Source organism: Streptomyces sp. NBC_00335, from assembly GCF_036127095.1.
Classification (GTDB): Bacteria; Actinomycetota; Actinomycetes; order Streptomycetales; family Streptomycetaceae; genus Streptomyces.
Genome location: NZ_CP108006.1, coordinates 4,699,793 through 4,726,089, shown reverse-complemented (window position 1 = coordinate 4,726,089; position 26,297 = coordinate 4,699,793). Strand labels below are relative to the sequence as shown.

At 71.2% G+C, this 26,297-nt stretch carries 22 protein-coding genes; 11 read left to right on the top strand and 11 right to left on the bottom strand.

Annotated elements, in window-relative coordinates:
* Positions 1–40: 40 nt before the first annotated feature.
* Complete coding sequence (locus OHA37_RS21305; protein ID WP_266907557.1) at positions 41–850, top strand: hypothetical protein; 810 nt, start codon at positions 41–43, stop codon at positions 848–850.
* Positions 843–1,487 carry a class F sortase gene (locus OHA37_RS21300; protein ID WP_266907554.1) on the top strand — a complete coding sequence of 215 codons (645 nt, stop codon included), beginning with the start codon at positions 843–845 and terminating at the stop codon, positions 1,485–1,487. Before OHA37_RS21305 ends, OHA37_RS21300 begins: the two co-directional genes overlap by 8 nt.
* A gap of 13 nt (positions 1,488–1,500) precedes the next feature.
* On the opposite strand, the gene OHA37_RS21295 is transcribed toward OHA37_RS21300, so the two are convergent.
* Positions 1,501–2,085, bottom strand: coding sequence for a TerD family protein (locus OHA37_RS21295; protein ID WP_266907552.1), 585 nt, complete (start codon positions 2,083–2,085; stop codon positions 1,501–1,503).
* Positions 2,086–2,262: 177 nt separating this feature from the next.
* Here OHA37_RS21295 and OHA37_RS21290 point away from each other — a divergent pair, with 177 nt between their 5' ends.
* From OHA37_RS21290 to OHA37_RS21280, 3 genes are all read left to right on the top strand, one after another.
* Complete coding sequence (locus tag OHA37_RS21290) at positions 2,263–5,430, top strand: sacsin N-terminal ATP-binding-like domain-containing protein (protein WP_266907550.1); 3,168 nt, start codon at positions 2,263–2,265, stop codon at positions 5,428–5,430.
* Between the two features lie 84 nt (positions 5,431–5,514).
* Positions 5,515–7,161: a hypothetical protein gene (locus OHA37_RS21285; protein ID WP_266907548.1), complete on the top strand. Its 1,647-nt coding sequence runs from the start codon at positions 5,515–5,517 to the stop codon at positions 7,159–7,161.
* A gap of 88 nt (positions 7,162–7,249) precedes the next feature.
* Positions 7,250–8,890: a hypothetical protein gene (locus OHA37_RS21280; protein ID WP_266907546.1), complete on the top strand. Its 1,641-nt coding sequence runs from the start codon at positions 7,250–7,252 to the stop codon at positions 8,888–8,890.
* Positions 8,891–8,948: 58 nt separating this feature from the next.
* Here OHA37_RS21280 and OHA37_RS21275 read toward each other — a convergent pair whose 3' ends face one another.
* Both OHA37_RS21275 and OHA37_RS21270 read right to left on the bottom strand, forming a co-directional pair.
* On the bottom strand, positions 8,949–10,607 hold the full coding sequence (locus OHA37_RS21275) for a hypothetical protein (RefSeq protein ID WP_266907544.1): 1,659 nt from the start codon (positions 10,605–10,607) through the stop codon (positions 8,949–8,951).
* Between the two features lie 116 nt (positions 10,608–10,723).
* Entirely contained in the window at positions 10,724–11,722 is a 999-nt protein-coding gene (locus OHA37_RS21270; RefSeq protein ID WP_266907542.1) for an ArsR/SmtB family transcription factor, read from the bottom strand.
* Between the two features lie 112 nt (positions 11,723–11,834).
* Here OHA37_RS21270 and OHA37_RS21265 point away from each other — a divergent pair, with 112 nt between their 5' ends.
* Positions 11,835–13,025: an MFS transporter gene (locus OHA37_RS21265; protein WP_266907540.1), complete on the top strand. Its 1,191-nt coding sequence runs from the start codon at positions 11,835–11,837 to the stop codon at positions 13,023–13,025.
* A gap of 5 nt (positions 13,026–13,030) precedes the next feature.
* Here the strand turns inward: OHA37_RS21265 and OHA37_RS21260 are convergent, their stop codons facing one another.
* From OHA37_RS21260 to OHA37_RS21245, 4 genes are all read right to left on the bottom strand, one after another.
* Complete coding sequence (locus OHA37_RS21260; RefSeq protein ID WP_323182350.1) at positions 13,031–13,258, bottom strand: hypothetical protein; 228 nt, start codon at positions 13,256–13,258, stop codon at positions 13,031–13,033.
* Positions 13,259–13,470: 212 nt separating this feature from the next.
* Positions 13,471–13,758: a hypothetical protein gene (locus tag OHA37_RS21255; protein WP_266907536.1), complete on the bottom strand. Its 288-nt coding sequence runs from the start codon at positions 13,756–13,758 to the stop codon at positions 13,471–13,473.
* Positions 13,759–13,848: 90 nt separating this feature from the next.
* Entirely contained in the window at positions 13,849–16,323 is a 2,475-nt protein-coding gene (locus tag OHA37_RS21250; protein WP_266907534.1) for a cation-translocating P-type ATPase, read from the bottom strand.
* A gap of 232 nt (positions 16,324–16,555) precedes the next feature.
* The gene (locus OHA37_RS21245) at positions 16,556–16,855 is read right to left on the bottom strand and encodes a DUF2530 domain-containing protein (RefSeq protein ID WP_266907532.1); all 300 of its coding nucleotides are present in this window, start codon (positions 16,853–16,855) and stop codon (positions 16,556–16,558) included.
* A gap of 136 nt (positions 16,856–16,991) precedes the next feature.
* Between OHA37_RS21245 and OHA37_RS21240 the strand changes: the two genes are divergently transcribed.
* Positions 16,992–18,398: an NCS2 family permease gene (locus OHA37_RS21240; protein ID WP_266907530.1), complete on the top strand. Its 1,407-nt coding sequence runs from the start codon at positions 16,992–16,994 to the stop codon at positions 18,396–18,398.
* Positions 18,399–18,437: 39 nt separating this feature from the next.
* Here OHA37_RS21240 and OHA37_RS21235 read toward each other — a convergent pair whose 3' ends face one another.
* Positions 18,438–18,620 (bottom strand): hypothetical protein, encoded by a 183-nt coding sequence (locus OHA37_RS21235; protein WP_030156886.1) that lies wholly within the window; start codon positions 18,618–18,620, stop codon positions 18,438–18,440.
* Positions 18,621–18,739: 119 nt separating this feature from the next.
* Here OHA37_RS21235 and OHA37_RS21230 point away from each other — a divergent pair, with 119 nt between their 5' ends.
* The 3 genes from OHA37_RS21230 (at position 18,740) to thpR (ending at position 21,373) form a co-directional block, all read left to right on the top strand.
* A complete protein-coding gene (locus tag OHA37_RS21230; protein WP_214954723.1) occupies positions 18,740–19,177 on the top strand; it encodes a MarR family winged helix-turn-helix transcriptional regulator in 438 nt (145 codons plus the stop codon).
* A 25-nt stretch (positions 19,178–19,202) separates the two neighbouring features.
* A complete protein-coding gene (locus OHA37_RS21225) occupies positions 19,203–20,552 on the top strand; it encodes an MFS transporter (RefSeq protein WP_266907526.1) in 1,350 nt (449 codons plus the stop codon).
* A gap of 230 nt (positions 20,553–20,782) precedes the next feature.
* Positions 20,783–21,373 carry an RNA 2',3'-cyclic phosphodiesterase gene (gene thpR, locus OHA37_RS21220; protein ID WP_266907524.1) on the top strand — a complete coding sequence of 197 codons (591 nt, stop codon included), beginning with the start codon at positions 20,783–20,785 and terminating at the stop codon, positions 21,371–21,373.
* A 154-nt stretch (positions 21,374–21,527) separates the two neighbouring features.
* Here thpR and OHA37_RS21215 read toward each other — a convergent pair whose 3' ends face one another.
* The 3 genes from OHA37_RS21215 to OHA37_RS21205 all read right to left on the bottom strand — a co-directional run bounded on the left by OHA37_RS21215 (position 21,528) and on the right by OHA37_RS21205 (position 25,121).
* Positions 21,528–22,517 carry an aldo/keto reductase gene (locus tag OHA37_RS21215; protein ID WP_266907522.1) on the bottom strand — a complete coding sequence of 330 codons (990 nt, stop codon included), beginning with the start codon at positions 22,515–22,517 and terminating at the stop codon, positions 21,528–21,530.
* A 46-nt stretch (positions 22,518–22,563) separates the two neighbouring features.
* Positions 22,564–24,126 (bottom strand): hypothetical protein, encoded by a 1,563-nt coding sequence (locus OHA37_RS21210; RefSeq protein ID WP_266907520.1) that lies wholly within the window; start codon positions 24,124–24,126, stop codon positions 22,564–22,566.
* A 302-nt stretch (positions 24,127–24,428) separates the two neighbouring features.
* Complete coding sequence (locus tag OHA37_RS21205) at positions 24,429–25,121, bottom strand: GDSL-type esterase/lipase family protein (RefSeq protein ID WP_266907518.1); 693 nt, start codon at positions 25,119–25,121, stop codon at positions 24,429–24,431.
* A gap of 76 nt (positions 25,122–25,197) precedes the next feature.
* On the opposite strand from OHA37_RS21205, the gene OHA37_RS21200 reads away from it, so the two are divergent.
* Positions 25,198–26,199, top strand: a complete 1,002-nt coding sequence (locus OHA37_RS21200; RefSeq protein ID WP_266907516.1) for a WD40 repeat domain-containing protein — start codon at positions 25,198–25,200, stop codon at positions 26,197–26,199.
* Positions 26,200–26,297: the final 98 nt, after the last annotated feature.

Below are 26,297 nucleotides of genomic sequence, written 5' to 3'. Positions count from 1 at the left end.
TGTGCCGGGAACGAACCCCGGCCCGTTCAGGAGGAACCCCATGCGCAAGGCACTCACCCTCTCGGCCATCGCCCTCGCCTCGTCGATGGCCCTGGCAGCCCCCGCCGTCGCGTTCGCCGCCGACTCCGTTCCGACCGCGCACAGCAGCGCGAGCGCCGACGCCAAGACCGCCCCGGTGGCCCTGAAGCTCTCGCCCTCCTCCGGCAAGCCGGGCGACTCCGTCCAGATGTCGATGGAGGTCCCGGACGGCTCGACGAACCTGTCCATCTCCTCCAAGGCCCTGAACGACGTGAAGATGACCGACGGGCGCGGCGCCACCGCCACGATCGCCAAGGTCGCCGACGGCAACTACGGCATCTCCCTCACCGGAACGGGCCCCAAGGGCGAGAAGCTCCAGGCCACCGCGGAGATCACGGTCAAGGACGGCAAGCCCACCCCGAAGCCGACCCCCACCCCGGCCGACTCCACGCTGAGCCTGTCCCAGGACCACGGCAAGCCCGGCGACAAGATCCAGGTCACCATCAAGACGGCGGCCAACGAGAAGAGCGCGTTCGTCAAGTCCGACGCCTTCGGCGGCCAGGTCAACCTGAAGAGCAACGGCAAGGGCGTCTGGACCGGTACCGCGGTCGTCGCCAAGGACGTCAAGTCCGGCTACTACGGCGTCGAGGCCTACGCGGGCGGCAAGAAGTTCGACACCGTCAAGTTCTCCACCGACGCCACCGGCCCGGTCAACCCGAAGCCGAAGCCGACCCCGGTCGACCCGAGCCACCACAAGACCCCCAAGGGTTCCGTGAACACCGGCCAGGCCCCCCTCGGCTGGGTCCCCTCGGACGCCGCGAACCATGGCTGAGCAGTCCGCCCCTGAACGCGCCCCCCGCCGGAGCGGCCGCGCACTGCGCGTGGCCGCCCTGGCGGGCGCCTCGGCGCTCACGGTCTTCCTGATCTCTTCCTGCTCCTCCGGCGGCGACGCGGCCGGCGGCGCGGCCAAGAACGACGCGGCCGACGCCAAGTCCGCCTCGGTGCTGAGCCCCTCCGTCCCGGACCGCATCGTGATCCCGGACATCAAGGTCGATGCCCCGCTCGACACCGTCGGACTCGACGACCAGGGCGCCATGAAGGAGCCCGACTTCGCCAAGCCCATGGACGCGGCCTGGTACAAGGAGGGCCCGACCCCCGGGGAGAAGGGCGCGGCCGCCATCGTCGGGCACATGGACACGCCCCAGACCGCCGAGGCCGTCTTCTACAACCTCAAGAAGCTGAAGAAGGACGAGAAGATCGAGGTCCACCGCGACGACGGCTCCACCGCCGTCTTCGCCGTGGACGAGATCGACACGTTCAAGAAGGACCGGTTCCCGACCGACAAGGTCTACGGCGACACCCACGGCAAGGCCGAGCTCCGCATCATCACCTGCGGCGGCAACCTCACCAAGGACCGCCACTGGGACGCCAACGTCGTGGTGTTCGCCCACCTCGTCGGGCAGGAGTAGCCCCCTGACCGGGCTACTTCGCCACGGCGAAACGCATGAGGGCCTGCTCGTCGCCCGGCTTGATCTTCCCGGTCTCGTTGATGACGTGCAGCTTCCAGCCGGCCCCGTCCCGGACCGCCTTGGCCACGGCGCAGCCGTTGTCGCTCCCGAGCAGGCTCGGCCAGATGTCGGCGACCTGCTGGGTGCTGCCGCCCGTGCCGTCGTACACCTTGAAGCTGATGTTGCGGGCGCTCTGGAAGGAACTGCCCTTCTTGTACGCGGCGGCGACGAAGACGATGGACGTGACGTTGCCCGGTATCCGGGCGAACTCGACGGTCACCGTCTCGTCGTCGCCGTCGCCGTGGCCGGTCTGGTTGTCCCCGCTGTGGCGCAGCGAGCCGTTGCCCATGGGGTCCAGGGAGTCGAGACCCGCGAGGCGGACGGGGTCCGCGCCCTGCATGGCGATCGCGATCAGGTCCAGGTCGGTCCCGACCTTCCGCTTGAGCTTGCCCAACAGGCCGCCGCTGCTGCCCACGGTGGGGTCCCACGACACTCCGATGGACAGGTGGGTTACGCCGCCCAGGTCCGCGGGGCCGTCTTCCTTGGTGAGCGTGATCATGCGCAATCCTCACAAATAGCTGTGCGATACCGACTCCTGCAGTCTGCCTGAAGCCGGTTCGTTTGCGGAGCCGCTCGACGTACGCGATACCTTCGGGGCCTCGGCATCCGGTGTTCCGCGGATGCCGTACGGCGCGATACGGCGCGGTACAGCGCAGTACAGCTTGGAGGCAGCAGCGTGAGCGTGCGAGTGACGGCGGCCCAGGACGGCGTGGACCCCTTCGGCACGGCCCGGCTGCGGCGCGGGGTGCTCGACGCCTGGGGCGCCGGCCCGGCCCGCTTCCGCGAGGACGCCAACGCCGAGGAGGACCTGGCGCTCGGCGGCTACCGCGACCGGCTCGTCGTCGAACTCGCGCAGAACGCCGCCGACGCGGCCGCCCGCGCCGGGGTCCCCGGCCGGCTGCGGCTCACCCTGCACGCGGGCACCGACCAGCCCGACGGGCACGCGCTGCTCGCCGTCTCCAACACCGGCTCCCCGCTGGACGCCACCGGCGTGGAGTCCCTGTCCACACTGCGCGCCTCCGCCAAGCGCGACGACTCCTCCGGGAGCGTCGGCCGCTTCGGCGTCGGCTTCGCCGCCGTCCTGGCCGTCTCCGACGAGCCCGCCGTCCTCGGCCGGCACGGCGGTGTGCGCTGGTCCCTGGCCGAGGCCCGGGAGCTGGCCCGGGGAGCCTCCGTCGGCAGCTCCGGACTCGGCGAGGAACTGCGCCGCCGCGACGGCCACGTCCCGCTGCTGCGCCTCCCGTTGCCCGCCGAGGGAACCGCGCCCGAGGGCTACGACACCGTCGTGGTCCTCCCGCTGCGCGACGCCGCCGCCGAGGAGCTGGCCGGGCGGCTGCTCGCCGCCGTGGACGACGCCCTGCTGCTGACCCTGCCCGGGCTCGCCGAGGTCGTCGTGGACACACCGGCCGGGGGTGTGCGGACACTGACCCGCCGCGTCGAAGGCCCGTACACCGTCATCGCCGACTCCGCCTCGGACACCGCGTCCGGCCCCAGGCGCTGGCGTACCGTGCGCCACTCCGGTCCCATCGAGAAGGCGCTGCTCGCCGACCGCCCCGTCGAGGAACGGCTGCGGCCCGTCTGGGCGGTGTCCTGGTCCGTGCCCGTCGACGCCGAAGGCGCCCCGGTCCGCCCCGCGACCGCCCCCGTGGTGCACGCGCCGACCCCGACCGACGAACCCCTCGGCATCCCCGCGCTGCTCATCGCGACCCTGCCGCTGGACACCACCCGCCGGCACCCCGCGCCGGGGCCGCTGACCGACTTCCTCGTGGAGCGCGCGGCCGACGCGTACGCCGAACTGCTGGGCTCCTGGGACCCGGTGAGCACCGCGCTCGTGGACCTCGTACCCGGCCCGCTCGGCAAGGGCGAGCTCGACGGGGCCCTGCGCGCGGCCGTCATCGCGCGCCTGCCCCGTACGGCCTTCCTCGCACCGGCCGCACCGCCCGAGGAGCCGGCGGAGGGGGAGCCGCTGGAGCGGGCCGCCCTGCGCCCCTTCGAGGCCGAGGTGGTGGAGGGCGCGGGCGCCGACACCGTACGGGTCCTCGCGGAGGTGCTGCCGACCCTGCTCCCGGCCGGGCTGGAGCGCCGCCCCGAACTGCGCACCCTGGGCGTGGGCCGGCTGCCGCTGGGCGAGGCCATCGAGCGGATCGCGGGCATCGAGCGGACCCCGGAATGGTGGTACCGGCTCTACGACAGCCTCGCCGGGGTCGACCCGGAACGGCTCTCCGGCCTCCCCGTACCGCTGGCCGACGGCCGTACCGCGATCGGGCCCCGGCACCTGCTGCTGCCCGGCGCGGACGCCCCCCGGTCGGGCACCCCCCAGAGCCTGGCCCGGCTCGGCCTGAAGGTGGCCCACCCCGACGCGGTGCACCCGCTGCTGGAGAAGCTCGGCGCGCTCCCGGCGAGCCCGCGCGCCGTCCTGACCACCCCGCAGGTACGGGCGGCCGTCGCGGCCTCCCTGGACTCCGGGGAGATCTGGGACGAGGACGCCCTCGACCCCGAGGAACTCGCCGACATCGTCCTCGGCCTGGTCCGCGACGCCGAGCTCTCCCCCGGCGACGAGCCGTGGCTGGGCGCGCTCGCCCTGCCCGACGAGGACGGCGAGCCGACCCCGGCCGGCGAACTGCTGCTGCCCGGCTCCCCGCTGGCCTCCGTGGTCCGCGAGGACGAGATCCCGTACGTGGACGCCGAGTTGGTGGAACGCTGGGACGAGCGGACCCTCACCGCCGTGGGCGTCCTGGCCACCTTCCAGCTGGTCCGCGCCACCGACGTGGTCCTGGACCCCGACGAACTGGAGCCCCGCGACGGGGACTTCGCCGAGCCCGACGACGCCGGTCTGCTCGACGCCGTCGACGTGTGGTGCGAGGACCTCCTGGACCAGCTCCCCGACACCCCCGTGCCGCCGGTCGCCACCGAGCTGGTCGCCGTACGGGACCTCGACCTGGTCGACGACGACTGCTGGCCGCAGGCCCTGGCCATGCTGGCCCAGCCCCCGCTGCGCGACGCCCTGACCCAGCCCGTGCGGGTCCTGCTCCCGGACGGCACCACCCGCTCCGTGCGCTCGTACACCGCCTGGTGGCTGCGCGACCACCCCGTCCTGGACGGCCGCCGCCCGGCCGGCCTGCGCTCGGCGGGCGGCGACCCGCTGCTGGCCGGCCTCTACACCCCGGCGGACGCCACCGGCTTCGAGGACGAGCAGGTCCTGCGGGCCCTGGGCGTACGCACCACCGTGCCCGCCCTGCTGGAGGAGCCGGGCGGCGCCGCCGAGCTGCTGGGCCGCCTCGCCGACCCGGACCGGGAGGTCGGCGGACGCCAACTGCACGGCCTGTACGGGGCGCTGGCCGAGCTGGACCCCGAGCAGGTCACCCTGCCCGACGAGCTGCGCGCGGTCGTGGACGGCGAGGTGGTCGTGGTGGACGCGGCCGACGCGCTGATCGCGGACGCCCCGGACCTGCTCCCCCTCACGGCGGGCCTGCCGCTCCTCCCCGTCGCCCCGTCCCGGGCCGCCGACCTGGCGGAGCTGTTCCAGGTCCGGCGCCTCTCGGAGACCGTCCCGGCGGAGGTCACCACCGAGGGCGAGGAGCACGAGGTCCCCGAATCCGTGCACCAGCTCCTGGGCCCGGCCACCCCGAAGAGCTACGTGGAGCACGAGGAGCTCCAGGCGGGCGGCATCGAGCTCGACTGGCGCCGCACCCCGGACGGCACCCTGCACGCCTCCACCCTGGAGGGCGTCGCGGCGGCCCTCGCCTGGGCGGCGGGCCAGTGGCCGCGCCGCTTCGAGGTGGCGGCCCTCTTGGAGGACCCGTCGCGGACGGCGGAGCTGGCGCGGGACCGCTGGTTCGACTGAGAATTCCCCGGCCGTCCCCGTACAACCATCGGGGCCGCCCGTCGGTCCCCCTGGGTGATGTCGCACGACGCCCCGGGGGGACCGATGAAGAAACTGATCAGCACCGCGCTCTGCACCGCCACGGCCATGGCAGCCATGCTGGCCATGCCCACGGCCGCCCAGGCCGCCGACCCCCATCCGGAGTTCTACGCGTCCACCCAGCACGAACAGGTCGTCCTGTACGTCGAATCGCTCAAGCGGCCCGCGGGCCTCAAGGTCCACCTGCGCAAGAAGGGCACGGCCCAGCGGGTCCTGACCGTCTCGGAGTTCGTCAGCATGCCCTATGACGATCCCTGCTCTGAAGCTGCCTCCTGCATGGACCCCTCGCCATTCGGGACCGCCCCGCTGAAGCTGGCCGCGCTCGGGGAGTACGACGTGGACGTGGAGTACACCGGCACCCAGGGCGAGCCCATCCTCCACAAGAACAAGACGACGCTGAACTACCGCCTGCGCCCGCTCTTCTCCAACGTGAAGAACTCGAAGCCGGAACTGTCGCTCGCCGACCGCGACACTGTGGTCTCGGGTGACATCAACCTCTACGACCCGCGCGACAGCTCGACGAAGCCGTTGACGGGCGGCGCCGTCACGACGGTGCACGGCGCGGCCCCCGCCTCCTTGACCACCGATGCGAACGGACACTTCGAGGGCGGGATCACGGCCAACGGGAGCAGCGGATTCCGGAACGACGACGGCAAGCCCGCCACGTCCATCGGACTCGCGACCGAGGTGAACGGGGCCAGGGACACCGACTACTTCGAGGTCTCCGTGGCCCCGGTGGAGACCCGCGTCGCTCTGGACTCCACGAACGTGAGCGGCCCTTACGGGACCGAGGCCAAGGTCACCGGCACCGTCACGTACGAATCCCCCGAGGGCACGTGGAAGCCGGTACCCGCCGGCATCGACGTCTCCGTGGGCTTCAAGCAGGTCCTCACAGACGACAGCGGCCGCTTCACGAGGACCACCCAACTGTCCAGGGACACCACCTGGGAGGCCCAGGTCAAGGATCAGTGGGCGCAGTCCCAGGCCCAGTCCGTCACCCTCACCGTCGGGCCCGGGACCACCTTCAACCGCCCCACAGCATGGGTGAGCGCCTCCAAGACCGTCTCCGTCACAGGCGCGCTCGGCCTGTACCGGATCCCCGCCGGGATCACCTCGCTGAAGGTGGACGTCCAGTACTCTGCGGACGGCCAGACCGGCTGGACCACTCGCAAGAGCGTCGACGTCGCCCTGATGCCCGGTACCAACCCCGGCTCCAGCCTCACGCTCCCGGTCCGGACCACGCTGCCCTACCCCGGAGCCGGCCACCTCCGACTCCAGTACGCGGGCATGCAGACCCTGCACGGCTCCACCTCGTCCACCGTGAAGGCCGTCCGCACCATGACGGCCATCCCGGAGTTCAACGCCGCGCCCGAACCGGTCAAGAAGGGCAAGCCGATCACCATCACCGGCAAGCTCAACCACGCCGACCCGACCTGGAAGCCCTTCGCGGGCCAGACCGTCCACTACTACTTCCGGCCCGCCGGAACCTTCACGTGGAAGGTCATGGGCTACTCCAAGACCGCCGCCGACGGCACCTTCACCAAGACCTTCACCGCCACGCAGACCGGCTACTGGCAGGCCCGCTACGCACTCGCCGACGACACCCACTTCATCGCCGCCGGCCGCGTGGACGGGGTGATCGTCACCCCGTAGCCGAAACACCCTCGCACCACCCGTACAACCATCGGGCGGCCCGGACAGTCCCCTTGGGTGATCGTTGAACGATTTCCCGGGGGGCCACATGAACAAGCGCATAAGCGCCGCACTCTGCACCATGACGGCACTGGCGGCCGTCATGGCCGTACCCACGGCCGCCCAGGCCGCCGACCCCTTCCCGCAGGGGTTCACCACGCACACGGAGAACGAAGCGGTCGTCGTGTACTTCGGCTGGGAGATCGCGCCCAAGAACCTCAAGGTGCACCTGCGGAAGAAGGGCTCGGCCACCCGGGTCGCCACGCTCACGCGGTTCTCGTCCGTCATCGACGAAGACGAGATCTGCGAGCCCTCCTGCGGCGACATCATCCAGTACCCCCAACGGGGTGCCGTGCCCAAGCTCGCCGAACTCGGCGAGTACACCGTGGACGTGGAGTACACGGGCACCCTGGGCGAGAGCATCCTGCGCAAGGACAGGGCGACGCTGAACTACCACGTGCGCCCGGTCTTCCAGAACCTGAAGGCCTCGAACGGAGTGTCCCTCGCGGCTCCGGACACGACGGTCTCCGGTGACATCGAGCTCTACGACCCCCGCACCGCCTCGTCCACGCCCTTCACCGGCCCGTTCACGGCCAGGACCGGCACGGTGACCACCCCGCTGACGGCGGACGCGAAGGGGCACTTCTCCTCCAGGATCACGGTCTCCGGTGCCGAGAGCGGCTCCGACGACGACGACGCCGACAAGACCTTCGTCCACCTCGCGACGACGGTGAACGGAGTCAAGGACGAGGAGGACGTGGCGGTTCCCGTGACCGCCGTGGAGGCGCGCATAGCCCTCGACTCCGACACCGTGACCGGCCCCTACCGAACGCAGGGCAAGGTCAGCGGAGCCGTCACCTGGAAGACCGCCGACGGCACCTGGAAGCCGGTGCCCGTCAAGGCCAGGATCAGTGTGGGCGGCGGGGTCGGGCTCACGGACGACGCCGGCCGGTTCACCGTGGAGAAGTACTTCGAGAAGGACGACACCTGGGGGGTCATGGGCGCCAGCGCCTGGCTGAACACGGACGACGACATCCAGAGCGTCACGGTGGACACCACGGCCGGCACCCACCTCTCCCATTTCGACGCCTCGGTGAACCAGTTCAAGAACGTCCAGGTGAGGGGGTGGATCGACCGCGTCGAGATGCCGGCCGGGACCACCTCCCTGCAGGTGGACGTCCAGACCTCGGCCGACGGCAAGACCGGCTGGACCACCCGCAAGACCGTGGACGTCGCCACCCAGCCCGGCACCAACCCCTCGGCGATGATGGAGACGACGCTGCCCTACCCCGGCCCGGGGTTCGTCCGGATGCGGTACGCGGGCACCGAGGCCATCCACGGTTCCGAGACGAAGAGCATCAAGGTCCAGCGGACCATGACGGCCATCCCGGAGTTCAACGCCGCGCCCGAGCCGGTCAAGAAGGGCCAGCTGATCAAGGTCACCGGCAAGCTCAACCACGCCGACCCGACCTGGAAGCCCTACGCCGGCCAGACCATCAACTACTTCTTCAAGCCGGCCGGAAGCACCGGCTACAAGGTCATGGGCACCTCCAAGACCGCCACCGACGGCACCTTCACCCGCTCCTTCAAGGCCGACGTCACCGGCACCTGGTACGCCTGGTACGCACAGCCCGACGCGAACCACTTCTACGCCGCCAGCCGCATGGACGAGGTCGTGGTCACGCCGTAGCCGAAAACGCCTCCGGCGCCCGGCAGGAGCCGGGCGCCGGAGGCGTGCTGACGCATGCTCAGAGAGCCGGGCCGAAGCCCGTCACCTTCGGGTGGGGAGTCGCCGTCCCCTTGCCCGGGAACACCGTGACCTTGCCGGCGGCGTCGGCGGACCAGAGGTCCGGGATGCCGTCGCCCGTCAGGTCGCCGTCGGAGCCGACGCGCGGGTGGGCGGCCGGGGCCAGGGTGGTCAGGACCGTCCCGGCGGCCGGGTTGGCGAAGGCCCTGAAGTCCGGGGCGTCCGGAGTGCCGCCGACGGTGAAGGCCCGGATCGTGCCGTCGGTGGTGTTGCGGGCCCAGAGCGTCGGGAAGTCCGTGCCCTGTGCGCGGCCCGGGGTGAGGAGTTCGTAGCCGGCCCAGCTGGTGTTGCTGCCGGAGATGAGCACCGCCTCGTCCCTCAAGGCGCGGAACCCCTCCTCCGCCAGCCACAGACGGCCGTTCTCGACGAAGAGGACCGAGGTGTCCGGCAGGGAGCCCTGGACCGGGCTGTCGCCCCGGGGCGATCCGAACGCCGCGATGCGCGTGACCTTCGACCAGTTGGCGCCGAAGCCGTGCTTCGCACAATCGATGACCACGGCGGCCGGGGTCTGGCAGACGGTGGGCTTGGCGACGGTCGACGGGCCTTGTTCGGTGAACAGGCCGTCAGCCTGGTTGGGGAAGATGAGCAGCGCGGAATCCCCCGGCGCATGGGCGAGGAGGTCATCGACCCCGTTCCCGCTCAGCGAGCCGCGGTGGGTGTACTGGACCTTGGCCCAGCTCCGGGTGTCGCCCGGGGCGGCAAGCGCACGCGCATTTGCCGTGCCGAGCGGGTTGTCGCCCGGCTCACGGAGGTTGCCCGCCGCGTCCGGGACGAGGACGTCCGGCTTGCCGTCCGAGTCGATGTCGCCGAAGGTCGCGGGCGCCGTGCTCGACTGCGCGTGGTAGATGATGTCGGACTCGGACCGGTTGCCCGCATTGTCCAGAACTTCGAGCCAGACGCCCTGCGCGCCCCAATTCGACGGCTTGACCTTGATGTCGGCCGAGCCGTTCGTCAGGCGGAGCACGTGGAGGTCAGTCGCCGCGTCCGAGCACCGCCAGCCGACGCTGGGGGTCTGGCTCGTCCGCCAGCGGACGCAGGCGATCCCCGATCCGGAGTCGGCCGCCTTCAGCGTGAAGGTGGCCTCTTGACCGACCACCTTGGGGCTGGAGTCGGTGGTGACCGAGGAGGTCGGGTAATTCCTGTCCACCCGGAAGTAGCACCAGCCCGTGTAGTCACTGGCCAGTTTTCCGTCGCTGGCCCGCGCGCGCCAGGCGTACTTGGCGCCGTCCACCAGCTGGTCGCGGGGTACGAATGCCGACGCCACCGGGGAGGTGGACCAGCCCGTCGAGAATTCGGTGTGCTTGCCCCCGACCGCGGTGTCCCAGAGCTGGAACCTCGTCCATACGTCCGCACCCGACGGGGAGACCGCCCTGGCCTTGAGCGTCACGTCGCCCGGGCCGACCCAGCCGGGACCGGTCGCGGAGTTCGGATTGGTGTCGCAGACGGAATAGCGGCCCGTACCGGCGAAGCCGGGAGTCGGGTCGGTGCGCTGCGAGGTGACCACGGGCGCCGCGGGGTCCGCGGCTGCGGCCGGAGCCGCGGTGGCCAGGCCGACCGCGAGCCCGAGGGCCGCTATCGGCAGTGCGCGGGCATGCCTCATCTGAATGGTTCCCCCCTGGGAATCTGGTGTAGACCGGTCGCAATCTTGCAGAAGGACTATCACCCCGCACCCACATTTACGGGGGCACCCCCGGACGGAGCCCTGAATTGCCCGGTTCACCCCACCGGCATGAGCAGCGCGTCCGCGACCGCCGTTCGGGCGTACAGGACCGAGCGGCCCGCGCGGTGCCCGGTGACCAGGCCCGCGTCGCGCAGGGCCGTGAGGTGTTGGGAGACCGCGGCAGCCGACAGGCCGGTGTGGGCTGCCAGTTGGGTGGTGGAGGCGGGGGTGTCGAGTTCGGCGAGCAGGGCGGTCCGGGAGCGGCCCAGTACGGCGGCCACCGCGTCGGTGGCTTTCGTGGCGCGGGGCTCCCACAGGGTGCCGATGCCGCGGGCGGGGTAGGCCAGTTGGGGCGGTTCGCCGGGCACCGAGCGGGTCAGGACCCGGGGCCAGGCGAAGGCGGAGGGGACCAGGAGGAGGCCGGAGCCGTCCTGCTCCCGGGTCAGCGCGCACTGCCGGCGGACCATGCGCAGGGTTCCGGCGTCCCAGCTGACGGTGTCGTGGAGCTCGTTCAGGACGTGGGCCGAGCCGTGCTCGGCGACCTGGCGGGCCCGGTGGAACACGTCGGCTTCGAGGAGTTGGCGGATGCGGGGCCAGTAGGGCGCGAGGGCGAGTTCCCAGTAGGCCTCGATCTCGGCGGTGACCTTCCCCAGGACCGCTTCCGGCTCCTCGTGGAGCAGCCGCAGGCGTGGCGCCACCGGGCGGCCCCCCGAACGGGACTTCGCGGCGAGCGTGGCCAGGTCGGAGCGGACGTTGTCCGGGCTCGCGGCGCGGATGGCCGCCAGCTCGGCGGCCAGGTCCGGGAAGGGGCCGGCCGGGGTGGGGTTGAGGAAGTCGGCGAGGTAGCCGTCGCCCGGGATCAGGGCGGCGAGCCAGCCCCGGTGCAGGCCGGCGCTCAGCAGCCGGGGCCTGACCTGCGCGGCCCAGCGGCGGTGCAGCGGCGGATCCGCCTCGTCCTTCAGCAGCCGGAAGCTGGTGACGACCTCCCACATCGGCGACACCGCGAAGCGGGTCTGCGCCAAGTCGGCCGCCGAGAAATTCAGTTCGTACTCCATGACCCTGCCCCCGTAGTCACAGCCACAGCCATCGGCATCGGCGTCGGCGTCGTTGGATTCGGCCCCAGCTTAATCAATAGGACCTGCGGCCGTCCCGGCGCAGGCTCCTTCCATGCCCTCCTCCTTCCGCGGTCTCCCGCCCCTCGTCTGGACCCTGTTCGCCGGTTCGATCGTCAACCGGATCGGCTACCTCGTCACCCCCTTCCTGGTCTTCCTCCTCGCCGACCGGGGCATCACCGGATCCGACATCTCCTTCGTGCTCGGCGCGCTCGGCGCCGGTCACCTGCTCGGCCCGGCCGTCGGCGGGCTGCTCGCCGACCGGATCGGCCGCCGTCCGACCATGCTGATCGGGCTCGTCGGTTCCGCCGTCGCCCAAGGCGCGCTGTTCCTGGCCCCGGGGCTCTGGACGTTGGCCGCGTCCGCGCTGCTGCTCAGCACCGCCGGAGCCACCGTCCCGCCCGCCGCGTTCGCCCTGCTGGCCGACTCGGTGGACACCGGCTGGCGGCAGCGGGCATACGCCCTGTTCAACTGGGGCGTCAACATCGGCACGGCCATCGCAGGCGTCCTCGGCGGCTTCCTCGCCGCCCACGGCTACTGGCTGCTCTTCGCCGTCGACGCCGGTTCCGCGCTCATCTACGCCCTCGTGGTCGTGACCCGGCTGCGCGAGCCGGCCCGTACCGCCCCGGCCAAGGCCACGGGCCTGGGCTACGGGGTCGTCCTGCGCGACCGGCTGCTGCTCCTGCTGCTCCCGCTGCTCGGGATCCAGCTGTTCGTGTACTCGCTGACCGAGGTGGCGCTGCCGCTGGCCGTCCGCGACAGCGGGCTCTCGCCGGCCGTGTACGGGGCCCTGGCCGCGGTCAACGCCGTACTGGTGGTCGCCCTGCAGCCGTTCGTGACGGCCAAGCTGTCGGGACTGCCGCAGCTCCCGGTGCAGGCGGCGGGCAGCGCCCTGATCGCCGCCGGGGTGGCGCTGACCGGGCTCGCGGACTCCGTCACCGGGTACGTGGTCTCGGTGGTCGTCTGGTCGCTCGGCGAGGTGGCCGTGGCCGGCATCGCGGCCTCGCTGGTGGCCGACCTGGCCCCGGCGGACGCCCGCGGCCGCTACCAGGGCGCCTTCAGCTGGACCTGGGGCATGGCCCGGTTCTCCGCCCTCACCCTGGGCGTCGCCCTCTACACCGGGGTCGGCCCGGCGGTCCTGTGGTGGGGGGCCCTGGTCGCCGGTCTGCTCGCCGCGGTGGCGATCCTGGGCCTGCGCACGCGCATCGCGGCCCGGCGGGAGCAGGACCTCGACCTGGCGGCCTGAGGAGGTCAGACCGGCTCGATGCGGATGGGGTGCGCGCCGAGAAGCCGCTTCATGTCGTCCACGTCGGAGGTGAGGACGTTGACCAGCTCCCCCCGCCGGGAGGCGACGAACGCGGTTGCCGCGAGCACGGCGTCGATCGCGTACTTGTGGCCGTGCAGACCGGCCTCCTTCAGGAGGGAGCGAGCCGCCCCGATGATCTCGTCGTTCGGATGCACGATGTCCACGCTCGACAAGGCCCATTCCCAGGTCTGCTGGCGAATGCCCTTCCGAGGGTCCCACGCCTCCAGTGTCGTGAGCGACGAGGTGACCACCCTCATCCCGCGATCGGGCGACCGCCGGATCATGGCCCGCACGCCTCGGTCGCCACGAACGGCCAACGAGAGCGCTTCGCAGTCCAGGACGAGGGTCCGCGGAGCGACGACGGGACCGGGAGGGATGCGCGGATTCATGCGGCCGCCTTCCCTTCCAGCGGGCCCGCCTCCCCTTCGTGTCTGCGTTCGAGGTGCCAGGCGTCCATGGCGTCGAGGCGGGCGTCTGCGGTGCTGAGCTCCTCCTCGGTGAGCGGACCGAACTCCTCATCCAGGAATTCCGACAACCCGGTCAGCTTGTCCATCGCGACCTTGTGTTCCACCGCGGCCGTCACGTAGCCGGAGACACCGCGGGGATCCACATGCCCCTTGATGTACTCGATCACCTCGTCAGGCAAGGTGATGGTGATCTTTTTCGTTCCCATAGTTCGAGTATGGAGCCCTCATGGATCGCCCGTCGATCCCCCAGGGGAGGTAATCTCCTCGCCCCGAGTCGACTCCGCCCACCGCGGGTCCTACGCCGGGAACCTCCGGTCCACCCACCGGAAGGTGAACTCGATGAGGACGGCCGCGCCGGCCGCGATGCCGACGGCGGTCCACGGCATCACGGCGCCCTCCAGCTTGAGCTGGAAGAAGTCCTGGAGCCAGGGCACGACGAGGACGATCAGGAACGCCCCGCCCATCGCGCCGACCAGGCCGACCCGCCACCAGGTGTAGGGGCGGGCGATGATCGCCAGGACCCACATCGAGGTCAGGAACAGGGCGAGCGTCGCGGCGCTGGTCTCGGCCTTGAGGGCGTCGGGGCCGGTGTAGTGGTGGCGGGCGACCACGTACGTCACGAAGCAGGCGACGGCGGCGATGATCCCGCCCGGGATCGCGTACCGCATCACGCGTTTCACGAAGTGCGGCTTGGCCCGCTCCTTGTTGGGCGCCAGGGCCAGGAAGAAGGCGGGGATGCCGATCGTCAGCGTGGACAGCAGCGTCAGGTGGCGCGGCAGGAACGGGTACTCGACCTGGGAGCAGACCACCAGGACGGCCAGCAGCACCGAGTAGACCGTCTTCGTGAGGAAGAGGGTGGCGACGCGGGTGATGTTGCCGATAACCCGGCGGCCCTCGGCCACCACCGAGGGCAGGGTGGAGAAGCTGTTGTTGAGCAGGACGATCTGCGCGACCGCCCGCGTGGCCTCCGAGCCGGAGCCCATCGAGACGCCGATGTCGGCGTCCTTGAGCGCGAGCACGTCGTTGACCCCGTCGCCGGTCATCGCGACGGTGTGGCCCCGGGACTGGAGGGCGGCGACCATGTCGCGCTTCTGCTGCGGGGTGACGCGCCCGAAGACGGCGTTCTGGTCGAGCACCTCGGCCATGGCGCCCTGGTCGGTGGGGAGCTTCCGCGCGTCCACGGTGTTCTCGGCGCCGGGCAGACCCAGCTTGCCGGCGACCGCGCCGACCGAGACGGCGTTGTCCCCGGAGATGACCTTGGCCTTGACGTCCTGGTCCTCGAAGTAGCGCAGGGTGTCGGCGGCGTCGGGGCGCAGCCGCTGTTCCAGGACGATGAGGGCGGTCGGCTTGACCCCGGTGGCCACGGCCGGGTCGTCGAGTTCGCGGGCGGCGCGGCCCAGCAGGAGGACCCGTAGGCCCTGTTCGTTGAGTTCGTTGATCTCGTCCAGGGCCGGGTCCCCGGCCGGGAGCAGCACGTCGGGGGCGCCGAGCAGCCAGGTGTTGTTCTCGCCGTCGCCCTCGCTGAAGCTGGCGCCGCTGTACTTGCGGGCGGAGGAGAAGGGCAGCGATTCGGTGCAGCGCCACTCGGCGCTGTCGGGGTAGGCGTCGATGATCGCCTGGAGGCTGGCGTTGGGGCGGGGGTCGCTCTCGCCGAGCGCGCCGAGGACCTTCTTGACGTACGCGGCGTCCGCGCCGCCGAGCGGGCGGCACTCGGTGACGTCCATGCCGCCCTCGGTGAGGGTGCCGGTCTTGTCGAGGCAGACCACGTCGACGCGGGCGAGCCCCTCGATGGCGGGCAGCTCCTGCACCAGGCACTGCTTGCGGCCGAGCCGGATGACGCCGATGGCGAAGGCGACGGAGGTGAGGAGTACGAGGCCTTCGGGGATCATCGGGACGATGCCGCCGACGGTGCGGGCGATGGCGTCCTTGAGGTTGTTGTCCTTGACGATCAGCTGGCTGATGATCAGGCCGATGGAGGTCGGGATCATCATCCAGGTGACGTACTTGAGGATGGTGGAGATGCCGGAGCGCAGCTCGGAGTGGACGAGCGTGAACCGGGAGGCCTCTTCGGCGAGCTGGGCGGCGTAGGCCTCGCGGCCGACCTTGGTGGCGGTGAAGGCGCCGCCGCCGGCGACGACGAACGAGCCCGACATGACGGGGTCGCCGGGCTTCTTCAGGACGGGGTCGGCTTCGCCGGTGAGGAGGGATTCGTCGATCTCCAGGCCGTCGGCCTCGCCGACGAGTCCGTCGACGACGACCTTGTCGCCGGGGCCGAGCTCGATGACGTCGTCGAGGACGATCTCGGAGGTGGAGATCTCGGCGGTGCGGGCGTCGCGGCGGACGCTGGGTTTGGCTTCGCCGATGACGGCGAGGCTGTCCAGGGTCTTCTTGGCGCGCATCTCCTGGATGATGCCGATGCCGGTGTTCGCGATGATCACGAAGCCGAAGAGGCTGTCCTGGATCGGGGCGACGAAGAACATGACCACCCACAGGACGCCGATGATGGCGTTGAAGCGGGTGAAGACGTTGGCGCGGACGATCTCGGACGTGGAGCGGCTGCTGCGGACGGGGACGTCGTTGACGGCTCCGCGGGCGACGCGCTCGGCGACTTCGGCGGTGGTCAGCCCGGCCGGCTTGAACCGGGGTGCGGGTGGCTGGACCGGGTGTACGGGATCGAGCTCGGCCCCCGCGTCGATGGCGGTCCCGGCGGGGGCGGCGCTGCCGCCGCCCTGCTCCGGTCCGTCTGGTTCGATCCCTGCCCGCTGCGTCATGGTTTCGACGGTAAAGGGGGATCCAACGGTTCACCCGCCGAAAAGTCGGAAGATCCGACTTCGGGATGAGTCGAATCCTCCGCTGGTAGCCCCTTCACCCGACCCGGTGCGGCGCGCCGGGCACGTGCGGCGCCGCTTCCAGGGGGCTCCGCCCCCGGCCCCCCGCGCCTCAAACGCCGGCGGGGCTGATTTTGGCCGACGCCGCCCGTCACGCGCGGGGCAACAAGGGGGGCTAGCCCGCCTGGGGGGACGGGCCCGCCTGGGTGTCTTCGTTCAGAGCGGCCAGCTCAGCCGCGTGCCGCTTCAGCGCGGCATCGCGGCCGCGGACGTACCAGAGGCCGATCAGGCCGAGGACCCCGCCGACCGCGCAGGTCCAGACCCACCACAGCATGCCCCGGTCGGCGAACCACCCGTAGAAGGGGAGCTGGAAGAGGAAGAGGGCGAACCAGATGATCGTGCCGCCTGCGACGGTGCCGACGATCGGCCCCTCAAGGGGCTCGGGGGCCTCGTGCTGCGCAGTCCATTTCGCCATGTGGCCAAGTCTAGGCCGGTCGGCGGAAGGTCTACGCGCGGAGATAGACGCCTCTTCGTTCATGTGTTCATACTGAAACGGTTTGAGCTTGGCCCGTTTTCGCCGTATGAAACCACCACTGAGGACCAGGACCCCCATGAGCACGTCGGCCCCTGTGGACCGCTACTTCAAGATCTCCGAGCGCGGCTCGACCATCGGCCGCGAGGTCCGCGGCGGTTTCGCCACCTTCTTCGCGATGGCCTACATCATCGTGCTGAACCCGATCATCCTGGGCAGCGCGAAGGACATGTACGGCAACCAGCTCGACGGCGGCCAGCTGGTCACCGCCACCGTGCTGACCGCCGCCTTCACCACCCTCCTGATGGGCGTGATCGGCAACGTCCCGATCGCGCTGGCGGCCGGCCTCGGCGTCAACACCGTGGTCGCCCTCCAGCTCGCCCCGCGCATGAGCTGGCCCGACGCCATGGGCATGGTGGTCCTGGCGGGCTTCGTGGTGATGCTGCTGGTCGCCACCGGCCTGCGCGAGCGGGTCATGAACGCGGTGCCGCTCGGCCTGCGCAAGGGCATCGCGATCGGCATCGGCCTGTTCATCCTGCTGATCGGCCTGGTCGACTCGGGCTTCGTCACCCGCATCCCGGACCTCGCGCACACCACGGTCCCGATCCAGCTCGGCAGCAACGGCCACCTGCACGGCTGGCCCGTCCTGATCTTCGTGGTCGGCGTCCTGCTGACGCTCACCCTGATCATCCGCAAGACCCCCGGCGCGATCCTGATCTCCATCGTGGCCATGACCGTCGCCGCCCTGGTGATCCAGCTGATCACCAAGCTCCCGGACGCCGCCTGGGGCCTGACGGTCCCGGAGTGGCCGGGCAACCCGGTGGCCGCGCCCGACTTCGGCCTCATCGGTCAGGTCAGCCTGTTCGGCGGCTTCGGCAAGGTCGGCATGCTCACGGGCATCCTGTTCGTCTTCACCGTGCTGCTGTCCTGCTTCTTCGACGCGATGGGCACCATCCTCGGCGTCGGCGACGAGGCGAAGCTGACGAAGCCGGACGGCTCCTTCCCCGGCATCAACCGGGTCCTGTTCGTCGACGGCATGGCCGTCGCCGCGGGCGGCGCCTCCTCCTCCTCGGCCACCACCTGCTTCGTGGAGTCCACGGCGGGCGTCGGCGAGGGAGCCAGGACGGGCCTGGCGAACATCGTGACCGGCGGCCTCTTCACCGTGTCGCTGTTCCTCACGCCGCTCGCCACAATGGTCCCCTCGCAGGCGGCCACGCCCGCCCTCGTCGCGGTCGGCTTCCTGATCATGGCCGGCTCGGTCAGGGACATCGACTGGAACGACTTCACGATCGCCGTCCCGGCCTTCCTGGCCATGGTGATGATGCCGTTCACGTACTCGATCACCAACGGCATCGGCATCGGCTTCGTGGCCTTCTCCGTACTGCGGCTGGCGACCGGCCGGGGCCGCGAGGTCCCGGTGGCCATGTACATCGTGTCGGCGGTCTTCGTCTTCTACTACGCGATGCCCGCGCTGGGCCTCACGTAGCCCCTGCCCCTCGGTGGCCCCCGGAGCCGGGCCCCGGGCTCAGGTGAGCCCGTAGAACTTCTCCGTCTCGTCGACGGCCGCCTTGAAGCGTTCGTCGAAATCGTCGCGAATGAGCGTCCGGACCACGTAGTCCTGGACGCTCATTCCGCGTTTGGCGGCATGAGTCCGGAGCCTGTCGAGGAGCTCCCCGTCTATGCGCATGCTCAGCACATGTGTCCCCATGCCGAAAGAGTCGGGGCACAGGGCATGGACGCGTGTCACTTTCCGGAACCGACTCACCCGTACGAGTGACACCAGATAAGTGGTGTTCCTTAGGAAGAGTAATGAGTTACTCTAAATACATGCATGACCTTTCCCATGGTGACGACGCAGCCGCCGTGAACGACCTCCGCTCCGCCGTCATGCGGCTGGGCCGGCGCCTCAAGCACCAGCGCGTCGACGAATCACTGAGCCCGACCGAGATGTCGGTGCTCGGCACCCTCGCCCGCTGCGGCCAGGCCACCCCCGGTGAGCTGGCCCGGCGCGAGCACGTGCAGCCGCCGTCCATGACGCGCATCGTCGCGTTGCTGGAAGCCAAGGGACTGGTCACGCTGGAACCACACCCCGACGACCGCCGCCAGAAGGTGGTCCGCCAGACGGAGGAGGCCGAAGCGATGCTCGAAGAGAGCCGCCGCAAGCGCAACGCCTTCCTCGCCGGGCTCGCGGCCGAGCTGACCGAGGACGAATGGGCGAAGCTGCGCGAAGCCGCCCCCGTCCTGGACAAGCTCGCGCACCTATAGGAACGACGCCAGGAGGCGACCCCTTTTGAGTACGGGACCCGGAGCAGACTCCGCCCCCGGCCACACACCCACCACTACACGCACGCCGGGCACCAAGAACGCGAAGAACTCGATGTTCAGCTCGCTGAAGATCCGGAACTACCGGCTCTTCGCCACGGGCCAGGTCGTCTCGAACACCGGCACCTGGATGCAGCGCATCGCACAGGACTGGCTGGTCCTGTCACTGACCGGATCCGCCTCCGCGGTCGGCATCACCATCGCGCTGCAGTTCCTGCCGATGATGCTGTTCGGGCTCTACGGAGGCGTACTCGCCGACCGGCTCCCCAAGCGGCCGCTGCTGCTCTGCACCCAGACGGCCATGGGCCTCACCGGCCTCGCGCTCGGTGTCCTCACCCTCGCCGGCCACGTCAACGTCTGGCACGTCTACCTCGCCGCCTTCCTCCTGGGCCTGGTCACCGTCGTCGACAACCCGGCCCGGCAGACCTTCGTCTCCGAGATGGTCGGCAAGGACCAGGTGGCCAACGCGGTCAGCCTGAATTCGGCCAACTTCCAGTCCGCGCGACTGGTCGGCCCCGCCATCGCCGGCGTCCTCATCACCGCCGTCGGCTCCGGCTGGGCCTTCCTGCTCAACGGCCTGTCCTTCGCGGCGCCGATCGCGGCCCTGATGCTGATGCGGACCCGGGAACTGCACCAGGTCGAGGTCCAGCCCCGCGCGAAGGGGCAGCTCCGGGAAGGCCTGCGCTACGTCGCCGGGCGGCCCGAGCTGATCTGGCCGATCGTGCTCGTCGGCTTCATCGGCACCTTCGGCTTCAACTTCCCGATCTGGCTGTCCGCCTTCGTCAGCAAGGTCTTCCACGGCGACGCGGGCACGTACGGGCTCTTCAACACCCTGATCGCGGCGGGCTCCCTGGTGGGTGCGCTGCTGGCGGCCCGGCGCGGCCTCTCGCGCCTGCGGCTGCTGGTCGCGGCGGCGGTGCTCTTCTCCGTCCTCCTGCTGGTGACGGCCTTCGCACCGGGCTTCTGGCTGTTCGCGGCGCTCCTCGTCCCGATCGGCGTCTTCGGCCTGACGGTGAACGTCACCGCGAACTCCAGCGTCCAGATGGCCACCGACCCCGAGATGCGGGGCCGGGTGATGGCCCTGTTCATGATGGTCTTCACCGGCGGCACCCCGATCGGGGCCCCGCTGGTCGGCTGGGTCACGGACACCTACGGCGCACGGATCGGCATGGCCGCGGGCGGAGTGGTCTCCCTGGCCGCAGCCGTCACGATCGGCCTGGTCCTCTCCCGCGTCGGCAACCTCCGCCTCAGCGTGAACCGCCACGGCGTGACGTTCGTCCCCTCGGACCGCCGCCGCCAGCTGGCGACGGCGGCGTAGCGCCTCCCGGGCTCGAGGCGTGAAGGGCCCGTGCGGCCCGGCTTCCCGGGGCTCCGCCCCGGACCCCGCGCCTCGAACGCCGGCGGGGCTGGATCTTCCAGCCCCGCCGGCCTTCACGTGCAGGCCGGTGCCCGCCAAATCCAGCCGCTCCGCCGTTCGAGGAGCGGGGGTCCGGGGGCCGGCCCCCGGCAACGGCGCCGCACCGGACAGCCGCCACTAGGCTCGGCACCATGAGACTGTTCGCAGCCGTCATCCCGCCCGAGGCGGCCATCTCGGAACTGGCCGGGGCCGTACGCGACCTGCGCGACGACCATCTGCGCTGGACCGCGGAAGCGGGCTGGCACTTCACGCTCGCCTTCATGGGCGAGGTGCGGGAGGAGGTCCTCCCCGAACTGCACACCCGGCTCGCCCGCGCCGCCGCCCGTACCGAGCCCTTCCCGCTCCGGATCCACGGCTCCGGCCACTTCGGCCACCGCTCCCTGTGGGCCGGCGCCGCCGGTGACCTCGACTCCCTGCGCATGCTCGCCGAGCGCGCCGACGCCGCCGCCCGGCGCTCCGGCGTGCCCATGGACCAGCACCACCGCTACACCCCCCACCTCACCCTCGGCCGGCTCCGCGACGAGCGGCACGACGTCCGCCCCTACAGCACGGCCCTGGCCTCCTTCGAGGGCACCGCCTGGCAGGTCGGCGAGCTCAGCCTGGTCCGCAGCAACCTGCCCGACTCCGGCGTCCCCGGCGAGCAGCCCCGCTACGAGGTCGTCGGCTCCTGGGAACTGGGAGAGCCCGCCCCTCCGTCCGAAGGGCGGGCCCGGTCGCGTTAGGCTCGACGGGTGGATCCCAAGACCAGAAACCGCGTCATGGCCGGTGTGCTCGTGTTGATGTTCGTCGTGGTGGCGGTGGCCGCCGCGGTGGGCCAGTAGGCCCGTGACCCCGTAGGCCCACCGCCCGTAGGCCCACCGCCCCGTAGCGCGCCGCCTACCAGGCGAACGCCTCCGGAGCCGGGCCCGGCCCCGGGAAGACCTCGTCCAGCCCGGCCAGCACCTCCGGCGACAGCTCCAGCTCCACCGCACGCAGCGCGGACGCGAGCTGCTCCGGCGTACGCGGCCCGACGATCGGGCCGGTGACCCCGGGACGCGTCAGCAGCCAGGCCAGGGCGACCTCGCCGGGCTCCAGTCCGTGCTTGTCCAGCAGGTCCTCGTACGCCTGCACCTGCGCCCGTACGGAACTGTTCGCGAGCGCGTCCGCCGAGCGGCCGGTCGCGGTCCGCCCGGACTCCGACGCCTTGCGGATGGCCCCGCCCAGCAGCCCGCCGTGCAGCGGGGACCACGGGATGACGCCGAGCCCGTACGCCTCGGCCGCCGGGATGATCTCCAGCTCCGCCCGCCGCTCGGCGAGGTTGTAGAGGCACTGCTCGCTGACCAGGCCGAGCCGCCCCGAACGGGCCGCGGCCTCGTTGGCCTGGGCGATCTTCCAGCCGGGGAAGTTCGAGGAGCCGGCGTAGAGGACCTTGCCCTGCTGGATCAGGACCTCGACGGCCTGCCAGATCTCCTCGAAGGGCGTCAGCCGGTCCACGTGGTGGAACTGGTAGATGTCGATGTAGTCGGTGTTCAGGCGCTTGAGGCTGGCGTCGACGGCCCGCCGGATGTTCAGCGCCGACAGGCGGTCGTAGTTGGGCCACGGGTCGCCCTCCGCGGCCATGCTCCCGTAGACCTTGGTGGCGAGGACCGTCTTCTCGCGACGGCCGCCGCCCTGGCCGAACCAGGTACCGATGATCTCCTCGGTACGGCCCTTGTTCTCGCCCCAGCCATAGACGTTGGCGGTGTCGAAATAGTTGATGCCGGCGTCGAGGGCCGTGTCCATGAGGGCGTGGCTCTCCGGCTCTCCAGTCTGGGGGCCGAAGTTCATGGTGCCGAGGACAAGTCGGCTGACCTTGAGACCGGTGCGTCCGAGCTGCGTGTACTCCATGGGCCACTAGCCAACTGCCTGGAGTGCGCTCGAAGCAAGACCGTTCCTAGCGATGTCGGCCGCTGTTGGCTGAGTCGCTGTAAACCGGGCTGGCCGGTTGTCTCCCCGAACGGTTTTGGGAGACGGGGAACAGCGCGAGCTGGTCGCTTCGGTCCCGGCAGGTCTTGTCACCCGGGTGGGGTGTGCCTGTGGTCCTTGGCGGGCTCGTGTTCCCTCGTGCCCTCGGTACGGTGACGGTCTGGCCGGTAGCTCTCCGCGCGACGATCCTCTGGTCGTGTGCGGTCACACCTGGCCGACGCCGGATCCCGTGTCCGAGGGCGCGTCTGCCGATCGCCACTGCGGCCGCGTGGTGGCCGGTGACGAGCGTGGTCTTGGATTGCTGCTGGAGCGGCTGCTTCCAGTGCTGGGCGCCCCAGCGACTGGTGTAGGCGGGGTCGACCGCGATCACGATGAGTCCGGCGTGGTGCGCCATGCCGACCAGACGGTCGCGGAAGCGCCCGGTGGGCAGGCCTGCGACGGTGCGGCGGAACGCCTTGCCACGCTTTCCCCGGCCCATCGTCTCGCGGCCGGTGGCACGGGCGTCGGCGAAGCCGAGGTTCTCGATCGCCAGACCAGCGCAGCCGTGCTGGCGGGCGAGGCGGATGAGTTCACTGATCGCCTGGCGGAGGCGTCCGTCACGCTGGGATGTAGGTCCGGTCAGCTCGGTGGGTACGGTGATCGGCTGGCCGACGGGGTTGCCGTGGGGGTCTACGACGCAGGCGGCGAGGTGGCCGGCGTTGAGGTCCACGGTCAGCAACCGGGCACCGGATGCTGTCAGCTCGGCAGGTGTCGGGAGAGGCGCTGCAGGGGTCGACCAGGAGGCGTCGAGGTACCAGCGACCGCGTTCGGGATCTTGAACGATGTCGTAGCGCACCGAACGGTTGGCGGTGACCCGGTCCAGCCACTCCTCACGGCGGTGGTTGAAGGCGACGGTGCAGGCCAGCCGGTACCGGCCGCGCGGTGCGTTGGCGAGGTGCCTGAGTGGTTCGGGCAGGACGACCACGATCGTGCCGTCAGCCGGGTCGACGGTGATCGTGTAATTCCCGTGCGGCGCCCCGGACTCGCCGTCGGCGGTCAGGAACATGCGCTGCGCGTCCCACCGCTCCCGCCACTGGGCCTCGGTGAGACCGGCGTCGGCGAGGTTGTGCCGGGTCTTGGCGAGACGGCGGCCGCCGATGGTGATCGCCGGATGCCCGGCCTCGATCCGCCGCTCCACCTCCACCAGGCGCGCGGTGCGTACCTGCAACCGGCGTCGCTTCTGTGCCCGCTCCGCCTGGCTTGGATAACCGCTGACACCGCCCACACGCTGACCGCAGGGAACAGCCAGACGCTTGCGGATCTTCGCGATGGCCCGGCGCAGCGAGGTCCGAACGTCGAACAGGCACCGCAGGGACAACTGGTACTGATCCTCCGACGCCCGCGTGATCGCCCCCGCCCACCGGGACGACGACACCCTCGTCAGAGCACGTTTACGCTCCGCCCGCCTGTTCGCCTTCACCGGCACCCTGCCGATGCGGACACGCTCAGCGAGATCAGCACGGGCATGCCGGCCCAGATGTTCACCGACCATCCGCAACGCCTCGGCATCGCGGGCGGACAGGTGCAGACGATCCCGGATACGCGCACCCGCAGGAGCAGACACAGTGAACGGGGCGGACAGCGACCGGAGTACACGCTTACCTCGAACCCCAGCACGCGCCACCAGCCACCCCCTCGCCAACCCTCACAGGCACTCACGTTCCCCACCCACACTGACGTCTCCGCCAAGACCGCGTGCCGACAGCGCCCCACGTTCACCCGTACGAGCAAGCCGACCATCAACCATGCCCAATAAGCGAGTCAACAGTTGGCCACCCGCCCGTGAAGCGCGTGTTACGTGTCCTGCCGCGGCCGGTACGGGCCGCCGATGCCCCAGGCCTGGTGGAGGACCGCCGCGAACTCCCCCGCCAGGCGGTGCTCGCCGGAGGCGTTGGGGTGCGTGCCGTCGTAGGTGTCCCGGTCGAGCTCGTACGCCTCCGGGCGCGCGGCCAGCAGGATCGGCGAGGCGGGGGTCGACAGGTCGGCGACCGCCTTGGCGAGCAGTTCGTTGAAGAGCTCGACCTGCTGCGCGAAGGGCTCGTCGTCCCGGGCCCGGACGTTGGGTATGACGGGCAGCAGGACCATCCGTATCCCGGGCCGGGCGGCGCGGGCCTCCGCGATGAACCGGCGGGCGTTGGCGGCGGTGCCCTCGGCGGCGGTGTAGAAGCCCAGGTCGATCAGCCCGAGGGAGACCAGCAGCACGTCGGCACCCGAGGAGCGGACGGCGGGCCCGATGAGCGGGGCCATGTGCTGCCAGCCCTCGCCCCAGCCGGCCAGGTGGCGGCGGGCTTCGGCGGGGAAGCCGGGGTCGGCGTAGGCGTCACTGGCCGGCGCGTCCGCGCGGGCGTCGTAGAGCCCGTCGCGGGGGCCGACGATCTCGTACGGGCCGCCGAAGGTGGCGTCGAGGTGCTGCCACATCCGGTAGCGCCAGGTGTAGTCGCCGGCGCATCCGACGGTCATGGAGTCCCCGACGAACATGAAACGCATCCGGTCATCTTCGCGGATCACCGGGCCGCGGCCCCTGTGATGCCGGACACGCGGGGCGGGCTGGCAGGGTAGGGGGATGCGCCCGCATCTGCTCAGCCTGACCGCCGCCACCGCTGTTGCCGTTGTCGCCCTGCTGCCCTCGGCCGCCGCCGCGTCCGGGTCCGCCGCGTCCGGGTTCACGATCACCGACCCGCGGATCAAGGAGTCGAGCGGGCTCGCGGCCAGCCGGATCCACCCCGGCGTCTACTGGACGCACAACGACAGCGACGACGGCCCCTACGTGTACGCCGTGGACTCGGCGACCGGCAAGACGGTCGCGCGGATCACCCTGACCGGCATCGGCAAGCCCCGGGACATCGAGGGGATCTCGCTGGGCCCGGACGGGCGGCTGTACGTCGGCGACATCGGGGACAACCTGGGCGGCTCCTGGAACCACGTGTGGATCTACCGGTTCGCCGAACCGAAGACGCTTCGGGACGCCACGCTCAAGGCCGAGCAGTTCACGGTGAAGTACGCCGACGGGCCCCGGAACGCGGAGGCGCTGATGGTGCACCCGGTGACGGGGCGGGTGTACATCGCGAGCAAGGACGAGAAGGCCGGCGGGCTGTACGAGGGCCCGGAGGCCCTGACCGCCTCCGGCACGAACACCTTCCGGCGGATCGGGGACGTCCCGTGGGTCACGGACGGGGCGTTCTCCCCGGACGGGGGGCGGCTCGCGCTGCGGGGGTACCTGTGGGCGCGGACGTACCCGTGGAAGGACGGGAGGCCGGCGGGGGACGGGGAGGCGGTGGCCGCGCCTTGGCAGGGGCAGGCGGAGTCCGTGACGTATGCGGCGGACGGGTCCGCGCTGTTGTTCGGGGCGGAGGGGGCGAACAGTCGGGTCGTTGCCGTGCCGGTCGCCTCCGGCGCGAAGCCGTCGCCTTCGGCCTCCGGATCCGGGGCTCCCGCTCCTTCTCCGGGTGCGCCGCCCGCCGCGCCCGAGGGGGGGAGCTTCACCAAGGGCGCGCTCGTTCTGGTGGCGGCCGTCACCCTGACGCTGGCCGCGAAGCGGCTCCTGCGGCGCCGGCCCAAGGGCTGACCCTCCGGGTCGGGTCGGGGTCCGGGTTCGGTCGCGGGTGCGGGTGCGTGGGCCCTGCGGGGCGGAGTCCCCTACCCGCCCTTCCACCGTTCCCCGGG

Bases quoted from the DNA above. Each gene is read 5' to 3' on its own strand.
- OHA37_RS21305 (WP_266907557.1), top strand. From the start codon at position 41: ATGCGCAAGGCACTCACCCTCTCGGCCATCGCCCTCGCCTCGTCGATG.
- OHA37_RS21300 (WP_266907554.1), top strand. From the start codon at position 843: ATGGCTGAGCAGTCCGCCCCTGAACGCGCCCCCCGCCGGAGCGGCCGC.
- OHA37_RS21295 (WP_266907552.1), bottom strand. From the start codon at position 2,085: ATGATCACGCTCACCAAGGAAGACGGCCCCGCGGACCTGGGCGGCGTA.
- OHA37_RS21285 (WP_266907548.1), top strand. From the start codon at position 5,515: ATGAAGAAACTGATCAGCACCGCGCTCTGCACCGCCACGGCCATGGCA.
- OHA37_RS21280 (WP_266907546.1), top strand. From the start codon at position 7,250: ATGAACAAGCGCATAAGCGCCGCACTCTGCACCATGACGGCACTGGCG.
- OHA37_RS21275 (WP_266907544.1), bottom strand. From the start codon at position 10,607: ATGAGGCATGCCCGCGCACTGCCGATAGCGGCCCTCGGGCTCGCGGTC.
- OHA37_RS21270 (WP_266907542.1), bottom strand. From the start codon at position 11,722: ATGGAGTACGAACTGAATTTCTCGGCGGCCGACTTGGCGCAGACCCGC.
- OHA37_RS21265 (WP_266907540.1), top strand. From the start codon at position 11,835: ATGCCCTCCTCCTTCCGCGGTCTCCCGCCCCTCGTCTGGACCCTGTTC.
- OHA37_RS21255 (WP_266907536.1), bottom strand. From the start codon at position 13,758: ATGGGAACGAAAAAGATCACCATCACCTTGCCTGACGAGGTGATCGAG.
- OHA37_RS21250 (WP_266907534.1), bottom strand. From the start codon at position 16,323: ATGACGCAGCGGGCAGGGATCGAACCAGACGGACCGGAGCAGGGCGGC.
- OHA37_RS21245 (WP_266907532.1), bottom strand. From the start codon at position 16,855: ATGGCGAAATGGACTGCGCAGCACGAGGCCCCCGAGCCCCTTGAGGGG.
- OHA37_RS21240 (WP_266907530.1), top strand. From the start codon at position 16,992: ATGAGCACGTCGGCCCCTGTGGACCGCTACTTCAAGATCTCCGAGCGC.
- OHA37_RS21235 (WP_030156886.1), bottom strand. From the start codon at position 18,620: ATGGGGACACATGTGCTGAGCATGCGCATAGACGGGGAGCTCCTCGAC.
- OHA37_RS21230 (WP_214954723.1), top strand. From the start codon at position 18,740: ATGCATGACCTTTCCCATGGTGACGACGCAGCCGCCGTGAACGACCTC.
- thpR (WP_266907524.1), top strand. From the start codon at position 20,783: ATGAGACTGTTCGCAGCCGTCATCCCGCCCGAGGCGGCCATCTCGGAA.
- OHA37_RS21215 (WP_266907522.1), bottom strand. From the start codon at position 22,517: ATGGAGTACACGCAGCTCGGACGCACCGGTCTCAAGGTCAGCCGACTT.
- OHA37_RS21210 (WP_266907520.1), bottom strand. From the start codon at position 24,126: ATGGTCGGTGAACATCTGGGCCGGCATGCCCGTGCTGATCTCGCTGAG.
- OHA37_RS21205 (WP_266907518.1), bottom strand. From the start codon at position 25,121: ATGCGTTTCATGTTCGTCGGGGACTCCATGACCGTCGGATGCGCCGGC.
- OHA37_RS21200 (WP_266907516.1), top strand. From the start codon at position 25,198: ATGCGCCCGCATCTGCTCAGCCTGACCGCCGCCACCGCTGTTGCCGTT.